This window comes from Providencia sp. PROV175 (assembly GCF_032707045.1).
In the GTDB taxonomy this organism is placed as follows: Bacteria; Pseudomonadota; Gammaproteobacteria; order Enterobacterales; family Enterobacteriaceae; genus Providencia; species Providencia hangzhouensis.
Genome location: NZ_CP120533.1, coordinates 3,128,270 through 3,148,708, shown reverse-complemented (window position 1 = coordinate 3,148,708; position 20,439 = coordinate 3,128,270). Strand labels below are relative to the sequence as shown.

Here is a 20,439-nt window from a genome sequence, read left to right as displayed (position 1 = left end):
GAGGGAAAATAACAGAATAGTGTTTAATAGTAGCAAACTGAAATTTGCTGAGCATAATGAAGTACTATGCAAAAATATAGCTATTATCTGTTATAATTCCTGTTTTAACAGTCGCCTCGCATTGTATGTGATATATACGCTGCAATGTGAGAATATTTCTGGTTAGAGTTAATTTTCTCAATATCAGGATGTAATCAACCATTTTACGTTTTTTCGCGACAAATTGGCTCATAAACCGCTTTAAATAATAGATGATAGGCAACCGGATAGCACATGGCAGACCGCAACTTTGATGATATTGTCGATAAATTTGCAAAAAATATCTACGGAACGACAAAAGGAAAAATACGAGAAGCGGTAGTTTGGCAAGATTTAACTCAATTATTAAGCAGCCAATTTGAGGGTAAAACTCTAAAAATACTTGATGCAGGTGGTGGTGAAGGACACTTTTCACGCAAACTCGCCGAAATGGGGCATCAGGTGATACTTTGCGATTTATCTGAAGAGATGTTGGAACGAGGCAGTGAGCTTGCCAAGGAACAAGGTATTAGCGATAACATGCGTTTTGTTCATTGTGCAGTGCAAGATATCGCACAATATATTAATGAATCTGTTGACCTTGTTTTATTTCATGCGGTACTTGAATGGATTAGCGATCAAAAATATGCAATTGAACAACTGGTAGATATAATTAGACCAGAAGGCGTATTTTCTGTCATGTTCTATAATGCAAATGGTCTGGTGATGCGTAATGCAATTTTGGGAAATTTTCATCTTGCAACGCCACATATTCAACGTCGTCGTAAACGCTCGTTATCACCACAAAACCCGCTTTTTCCTCATCAGGTTGATGCTTGGTTGGGCGAGTGTAATATGCAAATCATCGGTAAAAGTGGTGTCAGGGTATTCCATGACTATTTACAAAGTCGGCAGTTACAACAAAAAGATTTTCCGGCATTGTTGGCATTAGAACAGCAGTATTGCCGTGAAGAACCCTATATTAGCATGGGGCGTTATATTCATGTCATGGCACGCAAACAAATACAAAAGGACGATTTATGAGTGATTTTTCCCAGACCGTCCCTGAACTTGTGTCTTGGGCACGAAAAAATGATTTTTCGATTTCACTTCCCGCAGAGCGTTTAGCATTTTTGCTTGCGGTGGCGGTATTAAATAGTGAAAGAGTCAATGGTGAAATGAGTGAAGGGGAACTGGTTGATGCCTTTCGTGAAGTTTGCAAAGGGTTTGAGCAGACAACTGAATCATTGTCAGTAAGGGCCAATAATGCCATCAATGATATGGTTCGCCAGAAGATTTTTAACCGTTTTGCCAGTGACATTGTTGAAGGTAATGCAATTTACCGGTTAACCCCTTTGGGGATTGGCATCAGCGATTATTATATTCGTCAGAGAGAGTTCTCAACATTAAGACTTTCCATGCAACTTTCTATTGTTGCAGGAGAGCTGCAACGTGCCGCTGAAGCCGCAGAGGAAGGTGGTGATGAATTTTATTGGCATCGTTACGTGTTTGCCCCACTAAAATATTCAGTTGCTGAAATTTTTGACAGTATTGATTTATCCCAACGTATTATGGATGAACAGCAAAATTCAGTAAAAGAAGATATTGCCGCATTATTAAATCAAGACTGGCAGGCAGCTATTGCTAACTGTGAGCAATTATTATCAGAAACATCAGGTACATTGCGTGAGTTGCAAGACACATTGGAAGCCGCAGGGGATAAACTGCAAGCGAATTTATTACGTATTCAAGAAGCCAATATGAATGCGCCAGCGTTCTCTGATTTAGTGGATAGGTTGGTTTTTGACCTGCAAAATAAACTAGACCGTATTGTTAGCTGGGGTCAACAATCTATCGATTTATGGATTGGTTATGATCGTCATGTTCATAAGTTTATCCGTACAGCTATCGATATGGATAAAAATAGAATATTTTCTCAGCGGTTACGTCAATCCGTTCAGCATTACCTTGATAGCCCTTGGGCACTCACTTACGCTAATGCGGATCGGTTATTCGATATGCGTGATGAAGAGCTCGCGTTGCATGATGAAGAGGTCATGGGTGAATTACCACCAGAGCTTGAGTTTGAAGAGTTTAGTGAATTAAATGACAAGCTTGCTGAGCTAATGGAAGTTGAGTTAGCTATTTATAAAGCAGAGCAACGGCCGCTCGATATTGGCCGTGTGTTGCATGAGTACTTACTGCAATATCCACAAAAACGTCATTTTGATGTTGCTCGAATTATTATCGACCAAGCTGTTAAATTAGGTATCGCAGAGGCTGATTTGGCGGGATTACCGGCAGAATGGCAAGCTATTAATGATCACGGAGCCAAGGTACAGGCACATGTCATCGACAAATATTGAACAATTTATGCCAGTTAAACTGGCTCAAGCATTAGCTAACCCGATTTTTCCAGAGCTAGACAGCCAATTGCGTTCAGGTCGCCATATTAGTGTTGATGACCTTGATAACCACGCATTTTTAATGGATTTTCAGGAAGCATTAGAACAATTTTATGCACGATATAACGTAGAATTAATTCGTGCCCCTGAGGGGTTCTTCTATTTACGTCCGCGATCAACAACCTTAATACCTCGCTCTGTGTTATCTGAATTAGATATGATGGTTGGGAAAATTCTTTGTTATCTCTATCTCAGCCCTGAACGCTTGAGTAACCAAGGTATTTTTACCTCACAAGAGTTATTTGAAGAATTATTATCATTAGCGGATGAAAGCAAACTACTTAAATTTGTTAATCAACGTTCGACAGGCTCTGACCTAGATAAACAAAAATTGCAGGAAAAATTAAGAACATCACTCAATCGTTTACGTCGCTTGGGAATGGTGCATTTTCTGCAAAATGATTCGAGTAAATTTATTATTAGTGAATCTGTATTCCGTTTTGGCGCCGATGTGCGCAGTGGCGATAACCCACAAGATGCACAGTTACGGATGATCCGTGATGGTGAAGCTATCTCTCTTGACGGTGAATTATCACTAAAAGATAGTGATGAAGAGGATGGCGAAGAGAGTCAAGAACCGGCAGAAAGTGATGAGGATGAAGAATAATGATTGAACGCGGAAAATTTCGCTCACTGACGCTGGTGAATTGGAACGGTTTTTTTGCCCGAACTTTTGACCTTGATGAATTAGTGACCACGTTATCGGGTGGTAATGGTGCAGGTAAATCAACAACCATGGCGGCATTTATTACCGCGATGATCCCAGATTTAACCTTACTTCACTTCCGTAACACAACGGAAGCCGGCGCGACCTCAGGTTCTCGTGATAAAGGCTTGCATGGTAAGTTACGTCCTGGTGTCTGTTACGCTATTTTGGATGTGTTAAATTCGAAGCATCAGCGAGTCATGGTGGGGGTGCGTTTACAGCAAGTCGCAGGGCGCGATAAAAAAGTCGATATTAAGCCATTTATGGTACAAGGCATTCCATTAGCGACAGTTCCAACGGAAATATTGACGGAAGTTATCGATGGCCGCCAAGCAAAAGTGATCCCACTCAATGAGCTAAAAGAATGTCTTGAAGAACAGGAAGGCGTTTTGTTTAAGCAGTTTAGCTCAATTACCGATTACCACTCGACACTGTTTGAATTAGGCGTGTTACCGAAACGCTTACGTTCTGCGAGTGACCGAAGCAAATATTATCGACTGATTGAAGCGTCACTATATGGCGGTATTTCTAGTGCCATTACTCGCTCATTACGTGATTATTTGTTGCCAGAAAACAGTGGGGTACGTAAAGCATTCCAAGATATGGAAGCGGCTCTGCGTGAAAACCGTTTAACATTAGAAGCCATTCGTGTCACTCAATCAGACCGCGACTTATTCAAACATTTGATTAGCCAGGCGACTGATTATGTTTCTGCGGATTACATGCGCCATTCCAATGAAAGACGCATTCACCTTGATGCAGCACTGGCTGCGCGCAATGAGCTATTAGCTAGCCGTAAACAATTACGTGTTGAACAAGTTCGTAGCGTCGAAATGGCGCGTGAATTGAATGAGCAAAATGGGGCATCTACAGAATTAGAAGCTGACTACCAAGCTGCCAGTGACCATTTAAATTTAGTGCAAGCCGCGCTGCGTCAACAAGAAAAAATCGATCGCTATCAAGCAGATATCGAAGAACTGACTTATCGTCTTGAAGAACAAAGTGAAGTTGTTGCTGAAGCGACTGAAACTCAAGAAGAATATGAAGCACGAGCTGAAGCTGCTGAAATTGAAGTTGATGAATTAAAAAATCAATTAGCTGACTACCAACAAGCACTGGATGTACAACAAACTCGTGCCATTCAGTACCAGCAAGCCTTGCATGCCTTAACGCGTGCTCGTGAATTGTGCCAGCTTCCTGAATTATCCATTGATAACGCAGATGAATGGTTAGATACCTTCGAAGCGCGTGAGCAACAAGCTACCCAAGCGTTATTAGCGCTTGAGCAAAAAATGAGTGTGGCTGATGCCGCACATAGCCAATTTGAGCAAGCCTATCAATTGGTTAGAAATATGGTAGGGGAAGTTAGCCGCAGTGATGCATACCAACAAGCGCGTGCATTATTACGTGATTGGTCATCACAACAACATTTAGCGGATCGTGTACAACCATTACGAATGCAGCTATCTGAATTGCAACAACGTCTGAATAGCCAGCAAAATGCAGAACGCTTATTGGCGGAATTCTGTAAACGTCATGGCCAAAGCTATGAGCCAGATGAGCTTGATGCACTGATGGCTGAGCTGGAAGCGCAACAAGAAGAGCTCAGTATTGGTGTGAATGAGAGTGGCGAAAGACGAATGCAAATGCGCCAAGAACTGGAACAAATTCGCCAGCGGATTAGCCAACTTTCATCTAAAGCCCCTGCATGGATTATGGCCCAAGAAGCGCTAACACAGCTTAATGAGCAATCCCATGAAACGTTTGAGTCAAGTACTGCTGTGACTGAGTTTATGCAGCAACTCCTTGAACAAGAAAGGGAAATAACGGTTGAACGAGATGAAGTTGCTGCGCAACGTAAAGATCTCGAAAAGCAAATTGAGCGGTTAAGTCAGCCAAGTGGTGCGGAAGATGGCCGCATGTTAGCGTTGGCTGAGCGTTTTAATGGTGTTTTGTTATCAGAAATTTATGATGACATTACCATCGAAGATGCGGCTTATTTTTCTGCGTTATATGGCCCAGCTCGTCATGGTATTGTGGTTCAAGACTTATCTGTGGTCCGTAGCCAGCTCGAAACATTACAAGATTGCCCTGACGATGTTTATTTTATCGAGGGGGATCCTCAATCGTTCGATGACAGCGTTTTTGATGCGCAGGAATTTGAAAATGCGGTATTAGTCCGTTCGTCTGAGCGTCAATGGCGTTACTCTCGTTATCCTGAATTGCCTTTGTTTGGTCGTGCTGCTCGTGAAAGTCATTTAGAGTCATTAACTGCTGAACGTGATGAGCTTGCTGAGCGTTATGCGAATCTGTCATTTGATGTGCAGAAAATTCAGCGTTCGCACCAAGCATTCAGTCGGTTTATAGGCCAACATATTTCCGTGGCCTTTGAAGATGATCCTGAAGCTGAAATTCGTTCGCTTAACCAGAAACGCACGGAAATTGAACGTGCTTTGGCACAATTTGAAGAGCAAACTCAGCAGCAACGCCAACAATTTGCACAAGGCAAAGAAAGCCTTGCGGCTCTTAATCGTTTATTACCTCAAATGGGGTTATTACTCGATGAAACATTGGCGGACAGAGTCGAAGAGATAAACGAAGAACTAACGGAAGCAGAAGAAGCGGCACATTTCCTGAATAAACATGGTCATGCGTTAGAAAAGTTAGAACCGATTGTGACAGTGTTACTCAGTGATCCTGAACAACATGAACAATTACGCAAAGATTATGAGTCAGCAAAACACAGCCAACAAAATGCAAAACAGCAAGCCTTTGCATTAGTTGAGGTTGTTCAGCGTCGTGCTCACTTTAGTTACAGTGATTCAACAGGAATGGTGAATGAAAACGCGGACTTGAATGAAAAATTACGTCAGCGTTTAGAACAGGCAGAAACCGAGCGTACACGTGCTCGTGAACAATTACGCCAGCACCAAGCACAAAGTGCACAGTTCCATCAAGTTTTTGCCTCGTTACGCAGTTCTTTCGATACCAAACAAGAAATGTTGAAAGAGCTCGAGGTTGAGATGCAAGAGATCGGCGTAAAAGCTGATCCTGATGCTCAAGAGCGCGCTCGTATTCGACGTGATGAGCTGCACCAGCGCGTCATGGAAAATCGTAGCCGTATTAACCAGTTAGAAAAACAGCTGACATTATGTGAAGCTGAAATGGATAACTTACAGAAGCGCCTTCGTAAGTTAGAAAAAGACTACTATATGCTGCGTGAGCAGGTAGTGACGGCAAAAGCAGGTTGGTGTGCGGTAATGCGCTTGGTGAAAGACAATGGTGTCGAGCGTCGTTTACATCGCCGTGAGCTGGCCTATACTGACGGTGACAGCTTACGTTCCATGTCGGATAAAGCCTTAGGTGCGTTGCGTTTAGCGGTTGCGGATAACGAACATTTACGTGATGTACTGCGTTTGTCCGAAGATCCAAAACACCCTGAGCGGAAGATCAAATTCTTTATCGCGGTATATCAACACCTACGTGAACGTATTCGCCAAGACATCATTCGTACAGATGACCCGATTGATGCAATCGAGCAAATGGAAATTGAGCTGGCGCGCTTAACGGAAGAGCTAACGGCGCGTGAGCAAAAATTGGCGATCAGTTCAAAAAGTGTGGCGAATATTATTCGCAAAACCATTCAGCGCGAACAGAATCGAATTCGTATGCTAAACCAAGGGCTGCAAGCCGTGGCATTTGGTCAGGTTAAAGGTGTTCGCCTCAATGTGAATATTCGAGAAAGCCATGCGCTGTTACTCAGTGTCCTTTCTGAAGAAAGTGAAATGCATCAAGACTTGTTTACCAGCCAACGGTTAACTTTCTCTGAAGCGATGGCGAAATTATACCAACGCCTTAACCCTCAAGTGGATGTTGGGCAGCGGTTGCCACAAACCATCGGTGAAGAATTACTCGATTACCGCAACTACTTAGAATTAGAAGTTGAGGTTAATAGAGGTTCAGATGGCTGGCTAAAAGCAGAAAGTGGTGCGTTATCCACCGGTGAGGCTATTGGTACGGGTATGTCCATCTTAGTGATGGTAGTACAAAGCTGGGAAGAAGAGTCTCGCCGTCTGCGTGCTAAAGATATTATTCCTTGCCGGTTATTATTCTTAGATGAAGCTGCGCGATTAGATGCTAAATCAATTGCAACCTTATTTGAACTGTGTGACAGGTTAGAAATGCAGCTAATTATTGCGGCGCCTGAGAATATTAGCCCTGAGAAGGGCACAACCTATAAGCTAGTTCGTAAAGTGGTTGGTAATCATGAGCATGTGCATGTGGTTGGCTTAAAAGGCTTCGGGCAAGAAACCCCGAACGTACAAGCACCAACATTGCAGTAATAGTTTTTGTGAATGAAATGAAAGCCGGTATTTAGGAATAAATATCGGTTTTCTTGTATTTAACAAATAGTGCAAATGCAATTTAACAAGATTATTAATTAATTTGAATAAAACCCGATGTTTAAAACATATTTTTTCATGATGAAAACCTCTTTTTCTATATGGAAATTAAGTGAGAAAGAAAGCGTTAGCTAAAGCTTTTAATTAAAATAAAATTCATCTATGTTTAAAGCACCAATAAATACCCACTAATAATGAAAATAATTCTTTTTCTCATTAAGTGCTTATCTGTCTATAATCCGAAAAAAGGAAAATTAGTCTATTCCTATAACATTACTGCTAAAATTAAATACAATAAAATTGTAATTATAATAAAAAATATTGTTATCCATGTAGTTAATTAAGGTGGATGTATGGCAAAGAGAAGAGTGCGAGCTCTGCAAGTCTCAGTAATATGCGGGTTGATGGCGTTACAGTTTCCTGCATTTTCAAATGAAGAAAATACGCAGCAAAGTGTTTCTGAAGTTCAAGCGGTAGCTCCAGTTACACCAACAGAAAGTTTAGTAAAAATAACACAATCACTTCCTACGGATGTGAAACCTATTTTTTCTACGCAATTAGCAAAACTATATGCTGATAGGCAAATGCAGCTATTGTGGCAAGATGAAACGGCAATTAGCCAATTTCAACAACAATTGGCAGAATTATCCCTTGCTGGGGTTCAGCCTCAATTTGGGGAATGGTTGGCAATACTGGAAAATAACCAGTTAAATGAACTGGGCCGCGACGTTATTTTATCTGATGCCATGCTTGGCTATTTACAGTATTTGTCATCAATAGAGGCGAGCGGGCAGTACTGGCTATATACTAATCGGCCATATAAAATTATTGCTCCAACAACGGCTCAAATGAAACCATGGATAGACGCCGTTGAATCTAATAACCTAAGTAGTTGGGTAAGATCACAGGCACCGAATCATCCAATGTATTTGCCAATGCGCAAGGAAATGTTGAAATTATTGGCGATGCCTGAAGATAATTTGGAAATTGTGGGAACGAAAACATTAAAGCCAGGGCAGTCTAGCGATGATGTGGTTATGTTACGTCAAATCTTACAACGTGAAGGGTTACTTGAAGGTGGAAGTGTAACCGAAGAAATTGAACCTCCTGAGACAATGGCTCAAGTCGCAGAACAGGCGGTTGAACAAACAGTCGAACCATCAGAAACACCAGCGAGCGCTGTGTCGAAAGTCTATGACCAAGAACTCGTCGAGGCTGTAAAAAAATTCCAATTACAATATGGTTTAGAAGCAGATGGTGTGGTTGGAAAAGGTACGCGTGTTTGGCTAAATATGCAGCCTAAGCAGAAAGCGGGTTTAATGGCACTTAATATTCAGCGCTTGCGTATTATTCCTGCAAGTAGTGGTACCGGAATTTTAGTCAATATTCCTGGCTATTCTTTAGATTTCTATTTAAATGATGAAGTGATTTTAGATTCAAAAGTGATTGTTGGTCGTGCTGATCGCAAAACACCAATCATGAGTAGTGCACTAAATAACGTGGTTATTAATCCGCCTTGGAGCGTGCCAACCAGTATGGCTCGTAAAGATATCGCACCAAAAGGAAAGCAAGATCCAAGTTATTTTAGCCGTAAAGGGTATACAGTGTATTCAGGTTGGGGCTCCGATTCGTACGAAATTGATCCTTATGCGATAGATTGGGAAAATATCACCCCAGCGAATTTCCCATATCGCATTCGACAAGCCCCTGGCCCTACCAATTCATTAGGGCGCTACAAGTTTAATATGCCGAGTTCAGATGCGATTTATTTACACGATACACCAAACCATAGTTTATTTAATCGTAATGCACGTGCAATAAGCTCTGGATGTGTGCGAGTGAATAAAGCAAGCGAATTAGCCAGTATTTTGTTAGGTGATGCTGGTTGGGAACAAAAACGAATTGATGGTGCATTGAAAGAAGGCGCAACACGGTATGTGAATATACCCGATAGGATCCCAGTTTTTCTGTATTATCAAACTGCTTGGGTAGATAAAGACCAGCAACCACAATATCGAGCCGATATTTATCAGTATGATAATTCTATTAATAATGCAGATAAATATTTGCCAATATTGAAAAAGATTTTACACTAATTGTGGGTTTTAATTTGTAAGGGGGAGTTTTCTCCCCTTAATTATTTTACGTATTAACGGCCTGAACATAGTTCTTCGTAAATTTTCATTCCGTGACGTTTCCTCTATTCTCTGTTTTTATCCTGTTTATTCCATTATTTTATAGTTATTCAGCTATGGCTATTTTACTTACTTTGATAAAGGCAGCATATTTTGTGTCTAAGATTGCATGTTTCGAGCAGTTTGAGTGACAAAACTCTATTACTGACGAAAACTGCAATAAAATTCCTGTTAAGTATGCATATCTTTACATAATTATACATTAAAGCTAAGCATGATTTGCTAGACTCAATAGATTGCCAAAATTTTATCGATTAATACTGAATTTATTAGAGTCTGAGCTATTACCTATGGATATAATTGATCAATCCCGCAGAAAGTGGTTAGGTATTGGGGCTGCAACGATTGGCCTTAGTTTATTACCAAGCCATGTCTTTGCTGCAATGACGACCCCTCGACCACGAATTTTGCGTTTTCAAAACATTAATACAGGCGAATCGCTAAAAACTGAGTTTTTTGACGGGCGCCGTTATAATAAGTCTGAATTAGCGCGTTTAAATCATTTTTTCCGTGATTACCGTTGCGACAAAGTAAAAACTATTGACCCAAAACTGTTTGACCAAATCTATTTATTACAAATGATGATGGGAACAAACAAACCTGTCCAACTGATCTCTGGTTATCGTTCTTTAGAGACTAACAATAAATTACGCAGTAAAAGCTCTGGCGTAGCAAAGAAAAGCTACCACACACGCGGGCAGGCGATGGATTTCCATATTGAAGGGTTACAATTGAGTAATATCCGTAAAGCTGCGCTGAAAATGAAAGCAGGTGGTGTTGGTTATTATCCACGAAGCAATTTTATACATATTGATACAGGGCCTGCAAGAACGTGGTAATCTGTGCATAGGTGACACAGATTATGGAGTAATTGCTCGATGAAATATACTATTATCCCAGTAACACCGTTTATGCAAAACTGCCAAGTTATTTGGGATGAAAATACGTTAGATGCAGTTGTTGTTGACCCCGGTGGAGAAGCAGAGAAGTTAATTTCTGCTATTGAAAACCTTGGGCTGAAGTTAACTAAAATTCTGTTAACGCATGGTCACTCTGATCATATCGGTGCATCGGCTACCCTCTCTAAGCACTTTTCAGTGCCTATTTATGGTCCACAAAAAGAAGACGCTTTTTGGATTGAAAACCTCGCAGAGCAAAATGCAATGTTTTATATAGGCGAATGCCCTGACTTCACACCAGATTACTGGTTAGAAGAAGGGGACAAAGTGACTTGTGGTAATATTACATTTGATGTACTGCATTGTCCTGGCCATACGCCCGGTCATATTATTTTTGTGAACCATGCTGATAAATTAATTTCCATGGGTGATGTATTATTCAAAGGTGGTGTTGGTCGTAGTGACTTCCCACGAGGTAATCAGCAAGATTTAATTTCATCAATTAAAAACAAAGTATTACCGCTTGGCGATGATTATCAATTTATTCCTGGTCATGGGCCGATGTCTAATCTCGGTTTTGAACGAAAAACAAACCCTTTCTTACAAGATGAACAACCAGTCTGGTAATTATCTAATCTAACTTAACCCCCCTTAATTACAGGGGGTTTTTTTATAGCTCGATATTAATCATGTCATAAAAAAAATAATAGTTAACACTATGTCCTAATTGTTCCCAACTTAGTTTGGGAACACCTCGAATTTTGCTATTTTCCTATCGAACAAATAATTGCTTGTTTTAATAATAAACAAATAATTAATTGAAATAATTAGTGAATTTGTAATTTTCAGGGAAATAAGAACATGAATGATAAGGATGTTAACGCTATAACTCAAAGTAATGGTAAAACAGGGCGAGATTATTCGAGTATCAATTTACAACTTAAACCGTTGGCAGAAACGAGCCCGCAGGTTAAAACGGGTATTCCAGCTAGCCATCAACGCATTTTTACGAAAATAGCTAGTGAAGAAAATATTATTATTGGTATACGGCCAATAGATGCTAAATCAACGAGTTTAATTGAATCGGGGAAGTACAGTAGTAAGGGATTAGCCATTAAAGGTAAAAGTGCAGATTGGGGGCCTCATAGTAGTTTTATTCCGGTACAACAGGAATTTGCTAAAAAATCAGGCCGAACTAACAGTGATAAACTTAATCTCCAGCTTCAAGAGCTATTTCAATCCGGTAAGGCAATGAGTGTCCATTTAGAGATTAGCACTCAGCGAATAGATGAATTACGTCAATTTAGTGCTATCTCACCATTAGAACTTATTAATGATGAGGGCTATTATCGTACTACATCCATTGTTGATGGCAGTGAGAAAGTCTTTTTCCTGAAAAAAAGTGCTGATAGCACATTAGATAACTGGAAAGTTTACTATCTGGAAAATGAACAATTGACTGATTTCTTGGTTATTGGGGATACTAAAACAGGCAAGCCTGTCACGGCAGATTATGATTTATTTAGCATTATATTTCCAATGTCAGATTTAGAGCATTATATCAATGTGAGAGAAATGCCATCTTGGGAAACATGGAAAGCAAGTGTCAATTATGATGAATTATCAGCAAAGGAAAAAAAACTATTTAATAATAAAGCGGAATATGATCGTTATGAGGGGCAGGATAACGGTGTTAGCAATAAGAAAATAAAACAACTCAAAGATAAGATGAACCGCCAGCTAGGCCGTGAAAATGGGTTTGAACTGGTTCACCACGGTGCTGATGATGCCAACCCTGCCAGTGTGATGAGTGAAAATTTTCCGATAACTTTTTTCTTACCTGAAAACCTGAAGGGGAAAAATAAACTTAGAGGGTCAACGGAATCAATTGAGACGTATTTTCCAATGAATTCTAATGGTTCTATTATTATTGATAATGTAGAACAACTATCTAATTTCCAGCAATTATTAATTAATCAGGGGTATCGTGCTCCGTTAAATAAAAAATGGAGTGAAGGTGATAATGGAGAATTATTTGAATCCAAAAGAAAAATATCAGATACCTATTTAAAAGGACTAGCAGAAATTAGTCGAAAAAAAAGCCTTAACGACAATGCTGAAAATAAAGAAAACAAGCAGCAATCTAATGAGAACGTTATGCTAGATACTGACGATGAATTTAAAGATATTCATCTAGATAACAATAAGCGTAAAACTATTCTTGCCGAAGAGCACGGAACAGAAATTAAGAATGCCGATCTCTTTGATAACGCTTTGAATGAAAACAAAAAAATAAAAGAACTGGAAACAGTTGAAAATTCACATCATTCTATTATTAATACATTAGAAAAAATAGCACTAAAAGAAATTTCTATTCAAGATATTAATAAGACTGAACACACCTATTTATTGAAGTATTTTTCTGATGGAAATGGCAATATTGATGTTAAAAAACTAAAAATTGCAGTCTCTGATCCGTTAGTAAATCGAAAATTAAATGCAACGTTAAGTCAAAAATTTGAAGCTAATTCACTATTACTAGAGCCATTTTTAGAACTAGAAATATCAAGTTCTTATCAACAACAAGCGAGTGATATCCAGATATTATTGTCTGCGATAAGAAATGACATCTCGATACTAAATCACTTAAGTGAACGTTCACAAAAGTTATTAATGAAATTATTTCCTGCTGGTAGTGGAATCGATAAAGGCAAAATTTTAGCGTTAGTTACGGATAATCATGAATATATTTTATTTAGTAATAAATTAATAGAATTTAGTGAATTAGCCTCAGCCAATTTTATTGGGAAAAATGCACCTTTGAAACAATACTTTTTTGCAGATGCATTTAGCCTTTATGAAGATAACCAAGCACAGCGATTAGCTAAATTTAACCAACAATTAATTGATGGTAATAAAGTTGAGTTAGTAGATCATGGAGTTATTCGTTCAGGCGCTCAAAGCCGAGAAATGGATCAAACTTTGGGGGGAATATACGCGGTTGAACTGTATTTAGGGGAAAGCTATTCAGCACGAGATTTTATTGAACGTAAAGGGCAAATAGAGCAAGCCACAGTGAAAAATGCATCGACATCAGCAGAAAACTCACTGCTGATAAAGATGGAGCAGTACAGCCAAGATATTAATACTGAACTCCACAAAAATGGGATTTCAATAGCGGATCAATCACTTGGTAGTCTATTCGCAACACTTGGCGAAGTGGATAACGCAATAATCTTCTTAAAGGGGAAATCGGTCACTTATACCGTAACTTATGTACAACGTAATGGCGGTTATGAAATCAGCTTATTTGATCCCCATGGGCTCCAACTTAATGTGAAAAATAGCTCTTCTCAACAAGCTCTACAGCAATTTCAACAGCAAATTAAGCATTACTTTAGTGAAAATAACCAACTTTCTGAAGGGGAATTTAGAGCAGACTTTCAGCGTATTGACTTAGACTCAGCTGGCTTTAAAAGCGCATTGTCTTCTTTACGTAGCCAGCGACAATCAATTATTGAACAAATTGAATTTACGTTACCAAAAAACGGTTGGATCACTATTAACGGTGAAAAAATTGCCTTTGCCAAATTACAACAATTAGGTGCCACTATTGATGGAAAACCTATTTCTTTAGGTGATATCAATACGGCTGATCTACATAATAAAATTCGTTTTTCCGCAGATAAACTAACAATGTATTTTACGTTGATGGAAGGTGGGAAAGAAGATCTCTCTTTCATTAAAGTATTCCATGAACAATTAAAGTCAGCGGATATCCACCAATTAGTTGATTACCAAGCTAGCTTTGCTGAGTCGGGAGTGCTAAAAAAACAGTTTAAATATTTAGCGGATAGTATTGATGTTCAGAAAAATAGCATCCCATCCCCAGTCTTACTTAAGACTCGTCAAGCAGGTAAGAGACTTCCTCAATTTCAACGTTTGGCAAATCGTTCTGGGCAAGCAATGGGGGCAGCCGGAGCTACTCAAAGTTTGATTAGTGCTTATGCAATTTTGGATAAACTAGATAACCCCGATATTAGTGATGAGGAAATTAAAGAGTTAGAAAAACAGTTTTATTTACTTGCTGCGTCAGCCTTGTTTAATTACGGCGATATGATAGTGCAACCGATGCTATTAAATATTGCATCCAGTAAGGGAGCAACTTCGTTAGTCCGTGCGAGGATTGCTTCGGGGACGGTGGTGATTTTCAATTTGGTAGGGATGGGAATTGATGTTTACCAAGCCTACGACAGCTTATCTAAATTAGACAATGTCACAGACCCGAAACAACGCCAAGATCTTATCGTAAATGCATCTTTCTCTATTGCTAATGCTGTGATCAATGGGGTCACTGTTATTGGCATCTTAGTGGGCTCTTCCGTTATCCCCGTCGCTGGGTTAGTTATTGGAGGTATACTGCTGGTTGGGGGCTGGGCTTATAGCGGTGTTCGTGCGGTTCAAAACATCAAAGAAGTTATTGATATTGACTGGGATCGTGAATTAGAAGAGGGGATCCGCGGTGCTTTAGGTTTAGACCCAACCATACGTAGCCAGCAAGAAATGAATATACAACATTATATTAATGCGTTTAAAGAGCAAGATTGGAATATGGCTCTCGTTTTATTTGAAAATAATATTATGCAGGCAGGATTTGCTCACCATCTTAGTGTCATTGAAAAGCCGACCTATGAAAATGAGCCTCGATATTATTTAGTTGATAACTATGATAATTATTTTTACGGTAAGTTGGGAAATCTATATCTAGGGGCGGGAAATACGACGGTGCGTTTTTTACGTAAAGAGGCACCTTCGTTTACTGCTGATGAAGTTAAGTTTCTTTTACAAAATAAAATTGCCAGAACGACGGCGTGGTTTAAAAATTTAAAACACCTTTATGAAAATATGGGATGGTCTATTCAGCATGGCTTTCGTCTGAAAGCAAAAGAGAAAGAGATATTTGACCTTAAAAATACCGGTAGCATAGCGACTCATGAGCGTTATTCTTTAAATTCTACCTATAAGAACTCGTTATTAGATGAATTTAAAGTACGACACCAAATTTTAGATGATGAATTATCACAGCCTCTTCAAGACCAGTTAATAAATTCTAACCCGGAACAAATTAGTTTTTATTCGAAAAAAACGGAATTTGGTGTATTAGGGCAACAAATGCTAAGGGAAAATGAACGTGTTTTCAGTGAACATTTAGTGAATAACAGACAACGGACAGCGTTATATATTGAAAATACCAATAGTGAAGGGACTAGCTGGAATACGGCTAATGGTAATGACGTTGTAATCGGTAAAAAATCACAGAAGAATGCCTTTCAAGTATTATCAGGTGAAAAGTATTTTGCAGGGGGAGATAAAGACGATCTATTTTTTATTCGAGATAGCTGTTTAGCATCGTTAACTTCACTAGGGGGAAAGAAGCCGACTAAGTATCTAGATGGCCAAGACGGGCAGGACACAATTATTATTGATAATCTACCAGATAGCCACCGTGTATATGTAAACTTAAACAAAAATACGGTGCTTTATCAGCGAGAGCGAAATCATTCTTTTATTCCCGTTGCCCATTTGCAAAGTATGGAAAATGTGATGATAAGAGGGAATAGCAATGATCATTTACGGGGAAATGATACGGCGAATATATTGGATGGCGGGTTAGGAAAAGACATCGTAGAAGGAAAAGGGGGGGATGATAAACTCATTTTAACTCAAGGTATTGCAGCTGGTGGTGACGGTAATGATAGTTATCATATTCGCCGTTATGAGTGGCTTGACCATGCTGACGATTTGTACCTAACAGAGCGCTATTTTGATAGAAAAGAAAAATCAGTTAAAACGCGAAAATACCTAAACCCTATTTATATACAAAATAACCACAAGTTTCAGGCGAAAGTGGTTATTAAAGAATCTAATTACCAACAAAGCAGAGTCGCTTTAGAGTATTTTCTAGATGAAATAAAGCAAGTTCAGCTGGACGGCAACCACTTGGTTTTAACAATCAGACAACCCAAAAATAGTATTGATGGCCACTTTTTTCAAAATGTAGAAAGTGAAGTCAATATTGTCCTCGAAAATATTCAAGATGCAGATTCGAAGGTGCCACATCATGTCTATCGATTACAAACCCTTGATGGTTGGATGATAACAACGGTAATAGATGAAAAATATCCTAACAAGTATTTTAGTTTAAGCTATATACAAGAAGGGGATCAATTATCATCTATAGACGGAAAATCTGTCAAAATAGATGAGTCAATGGGTACCATAACGATAAACCAATCACGTCATTATAAGGAGCCTAATTGGGGATGGTTTACGCCCATAGGACGTGCTGAACACTTAACCTACCGTGGAAATAGTCAAAATAATATATTACCCCTAATAAAATTAGGTAGTTATATTGAAGTTAGCCATGGAATCGATACCTACCAAATTGTACAAAATAAAGAGGAATATGGTGAGGTCGAATTTGATTTTTCTAAAGTCAATGACAGTTTTACGGATAAGGACAGCCTGTGCTTATTGTTGTCTACAGAAAATGGTTATTCGCTGTATATGGATGATGGGCAGCTATACCGTTTAGATAAATTCGGGCAAAAACAATTGAGTATTAAGTTTACTAATGTAGGCAATAAGCTCTGTGATGTTGTTTTAATTCAAGACAAGCATAGCAATTTATTTAAAGTCAACTTACAGGAAAACCGCTTAACACCAGTAAACCCAGTTAAAGAAAGTAGTGCGGGTGACGATCAAATTATATTGCCAATGGGCTATCAATCTGAAAAACATGTCATTGATGCTCAAAATGGCGATGATACTATTATCAATAAAGGCTTAGAAAGCTATGTCCTCTTGGGAGGGGATGGTGATGATAATATTAAAGCCAGCGGTGGAAATAATCTCTTATATGGTGGTGCTGGGGACAACTTTATTAGTGGTGGCTCGGGGGATGATTTGCTGTTATCCAGTCTAGGAAACGATACGTTAATGGGCGAGGCTGGTGATGATCACTATTTAATTGATGGTCATCAGGCAGGTGTCGTTTATATTGAAGACCAGATTGGCAATAACCATATTCATTTGGTCAATTTTAAACGTCAACCAATTGAAGAAAGTGACTCAATATACCAATTTTATGCTTCACCCGCCGGTAAACTGGTAAAAATTAAGGCTTCTAACGATGATGGTGAGGGGAACTTCAATATTCACCATTATGAGCGGCTGGACGAAAAATTTAACTCCTCCACGAGACACGGGATGACTCCGCTCGTTAATTATCTCTCTGAAAAACTCCATAAAGCCAAACAGTCAGGGGCGTTCACCACTTGGAAACCCGTTGATGAGCTTGCAAGCACATTAAATGGCGTGGTAGTTGATGGTGTAGCAAGGCCTTTAAAACTAACGTTGAGAGATGATGGCATTCTATTACAGCAGGATTGTACAAGAAATAATTGGCTTATTGATACCTTAGGTGGCAATGATCATGTCATGGATATGTCTAAACAAGGGCGCATTATTAAGGGGGGGAGTGGTCACGATAAGCTGATTACCCAAGGAGGTGAAAATGTGCTGTATGGCGGGCAAGGTGATGATATTTTATTGGCACAAGGGATGCATCAAGATGTACTAATCTCTTTAGATGGAAAAGACCAATTAGCGGGAACTCAAGGTGATGACCTCTATATTGTCAGCGGTCATGGAAAAGGTGATGTGAAGATCACGGATGTTGAGGGGCGCAATCAAGTGGTGTTAATTGATTTAGAGGAAACTAATTATAAACAATTATCAACTAAAATTGCTGAAACAACATATCGCTCAAAGAGTGGAAGGGAAGTAACGCTGATTCATAACAACCATATTGGGTCAAAGAATCATGTCATGCAGGTGCGTCATCTCAATAGTTACCAGCAATTATCGGAACAACATATAGAGAAAACTATTGACCGTTTGGTTCAGCTACTCGTTGAAGAGCGCATTGATTATGAACGAAATCTCGACCTTAGCATCCCTAATGATAATTACCGGAAGAATTGGGGAGCGGTACAAATAACGGAGCGCTTCTTTAGCCACCTTAAATAGTTTTTTATAAAAAATGCCAGTCAGTAACGCGACTGACTGGCATGATATTAAATACGCTGCTTTAACATTTTCAATGCTTAATTTTTAACGCATCCGAACAATTACAGCACTTTAACGATGGCATCACATAATGGAACCATGTTCTCTAATGTTAAGCCTGCCACGTTAATACGGCCAGAGCTTACGGCATAGATACCAAATTCGCTACGTAGACGCTCTACCTGCTCTTTTGTTAGGCCACTGAAGGAGAACATACCGTTTTGGTTGATAATGAAGCTAAAGTCCTGTTTAGCGCCTTTTTCTTCCAATGTTTTCACTAACAATTGGCGCATGCGTTTAATACGCTCACGCATTGCGGTTAATTCTTGGACCCACTCAGCTTTTAACACGTCATCAGAAAGGATGGTTGTTACCACTGCGGCGCCGTGTGCTGGTGGGTTTGAGTAGTTTGCGCGAATAACCGCTTTCGCTTGACTAAATGCACGCTCGGCGTTATCGCTGTCTTTGGCTATGATGGTACAAGCACCGACACGCTCATTGTATAGACCGAAGTTTTTAGAGAATGAGCTCGCAACAATCATTTCAGGGTTGTTTTTGGTGAAAATACGCAGGCCTTCGGCATCTTCATCTAAGCCTTTTGCGAAACCTTGGTAAGCAAAGTCAAAAACTGGCAATAAACCTTTTTCCGCACATAATGCCGCCAGCTTTGTCCATTGCTCAGAAGTTGGGTCAATACCCGTTGGGTTATGACAGCAGCCGTGTAGAACAATTACATCGCCAGCAACAGCGGATGACAGGCTGTTAAGCATACCGTCGAAATCCATACCGTGGTTGGCTGCATCATAGTAATTGTAGCTCAGCACTTCTAAGCCAGCCGCTTCAAAAATATTTTTGTGATTAGGCCAAGTTGGGTTGCTGATCCAAACGCGTTTTGCATTAGTTTGCTTCGCAATAAAATCAGCTGCGATACGCAGGGCACCAGTACCGCCGGGTGCTTGCGCTGTACGTGCACGTTTTGAGGTGACAATTTCATGTTGTGCACCGAATAACAGTTCTTGTGTTACACGGCCGAACTCTGGCATTCCGCTAATCGCAAGATAGTTTTTGGTGTTTTCGTTATCCAGCAGGAATTTTTCTGCTTTTTTAACGGTATCAAGCACAGGGGTTTTCCCTGATTCGTCTTTATAGACGCCAATACCTAAGTTGATTTTATTATCGCGGGGATCAGCACGGAAACTATCAGCAAGACCTAAGATTGGGTCAGCAGGGGCAGAAGTAATTTTTTCAAACATGTTGTCGATTCCAAAGCTCTGTAGTGGTACCCACACAGTTCCTAAGGTATGAGGCATAAGTGAGAATGCAGTTGGCTATCCTTGCTTGTAATCTGCCCATACCAAACGAAACTCGCGGGTGTAGCTGAAAACGGGTTTAGTCGAACGAGTCGAGTTCTCAGGGTAACGTGATAAAGGCTTTTTGCCAACCGTTTTACCAAAAATTGGCGAGATCTTGTGAGCTAGGTAGGAATTGCATGTAATCTAACCATAAATATCTATAAAGGAGGTGAATCAGTCTGTCTTACCGATAATTTAGGTGCTTTTAGGGGGCGCAGTTTGAGGCGGGGAGAGCGAAATAAAAAAGCAGCGCCGAAGCGCTGCTTAC

Annotated in this window: 9 protein-coding genes; 8 read left to right on the top strand and 1 reads right to left on the bottom strand. The window is 39.7% G+C overall.

Annotated features, from left to right (window positions below):
• Positions 1-273 precede the first annotated feature (273 nt).
• The 8 genes from cmoM to P3L44_RS14265 all read left to right on the top strand — a co-directional run bounded on the left by cmoM (position 274) and on the right by P3L44_RS14265 (position 18,780).
• Positions 274-1,062, top strand: a complete 789-nt coding sequence (cmoM, locus tag P3L44_RS14300; RefSeq protein WP_272661761.1) for a tRNA uridine 5-oxyacetic acid(34) methyltransferase CmoM — start codon at positions 274-276, stop codon at positions 1,060-1,062.
• Complete coding sequence (mukF, locus tag P3L44_RS14295; RefSeq protein WP_140170785.1) at positions 1,059-2,384, top strand: chromosome partition protein MukF; 1,326 nt, start codon at positions 1,059-1,061, stop codon at positions 2,382-2,384. Before cmoM ends, mukF begins: the two co-directional genes overlap by 4 nt.
• Entirely contained in the window at positions 2,365-3,090 is a 726-nt protein-coding gene (gene mukE, locus P3L44_RS14290; protein ID WP_004256187.1) for a chromosome partition protein MukE, read from the top strand. Before mukF ends, mukE begins: the two co-directional genes overlap by 20 nt.
• The gene (gene mukB / locus P3L44_RS14285; protein WP_140170784.1) at positions 3,090-7,532 is read left to right on the top strand and encodes a chromosome partition protein MukB; all 4,443 of its coding nucleotides are present in this window, start codon (positions 3,090-3,092) and stop codon (positions 7,530-7,532) included. Before mukE ends, mukB begins: the two co-directional genes overlap by 1 nt.
• Before the next feature lie 413 nt (positions 7,533-7,945).
• A complete protein-coding gene (gene ldtD, locus P3L44_RS14280) occupies positions 7,946-9,688 on the top strand; it encodes a L,D-transpeptidase (protein ID WP_140170783.1) in 1,743 nt (580 codons plus the stop codon).
• Positions 9,689-10,077: 389 nt separating this feature from the next.
• Positions 10,078-10,626 carry a YcbK family protein gene (locus P3L44_RS14275; RefSeq protein WP_004256173.1) on the top strand — a complete coding sequence of 183 codons (549 nt, stop codon included), beginning with the start codon at positions 10,078-10,080 and terminating at the stop codon, positions 10,624-10,626.
• A gap of 39 nt (positions 10,627-10,665) precedes the next feature.
• Positions 10,666-11,313 (top strand): MBL fold metallo-hydrolase, encoded by a 648-nt coding sequence (locus P3L44_RS14270; RefSeq protein WP_272661762.1) that lies wholly within the window; start codon positions 10,666-10,668, stop codon positions 11,311-11,313.
• A gap of 234 nt (positions 11,314-11,547) precedes the next feature.
• The gene (locus P3L44_RS14265) at positions 11,548-18,780 is read left to right on the top strand and encodes an anthrax toxin-like adenylyl cyclase domain-containing protein (protein ID WP_272661763.1); all 7,233 of its coding nucleotides are present in this window, start codon (positions 11,548-11,550) and stop codon (positions 18,778-18,780) included.
• Positions 18,781-18,881: 101 nt separating this feature from the next.
• On the opposite strand, the gene P3L44_RS14260 is transcribed toward P3L44_RS14265, so the two are convergent.
• Complete coding sequence (locus P3L44_RS14260) at positions 18,882-20,072, bottom strand: amino acid aminotransferase (protein ID WP_272661764.1); 1,191 nt, start codon at positions 20,070-20,072, stop codon at positions 18,882-18,884.
• Positions 20,073-20,439: the final 367 nt, after the last annotated feature.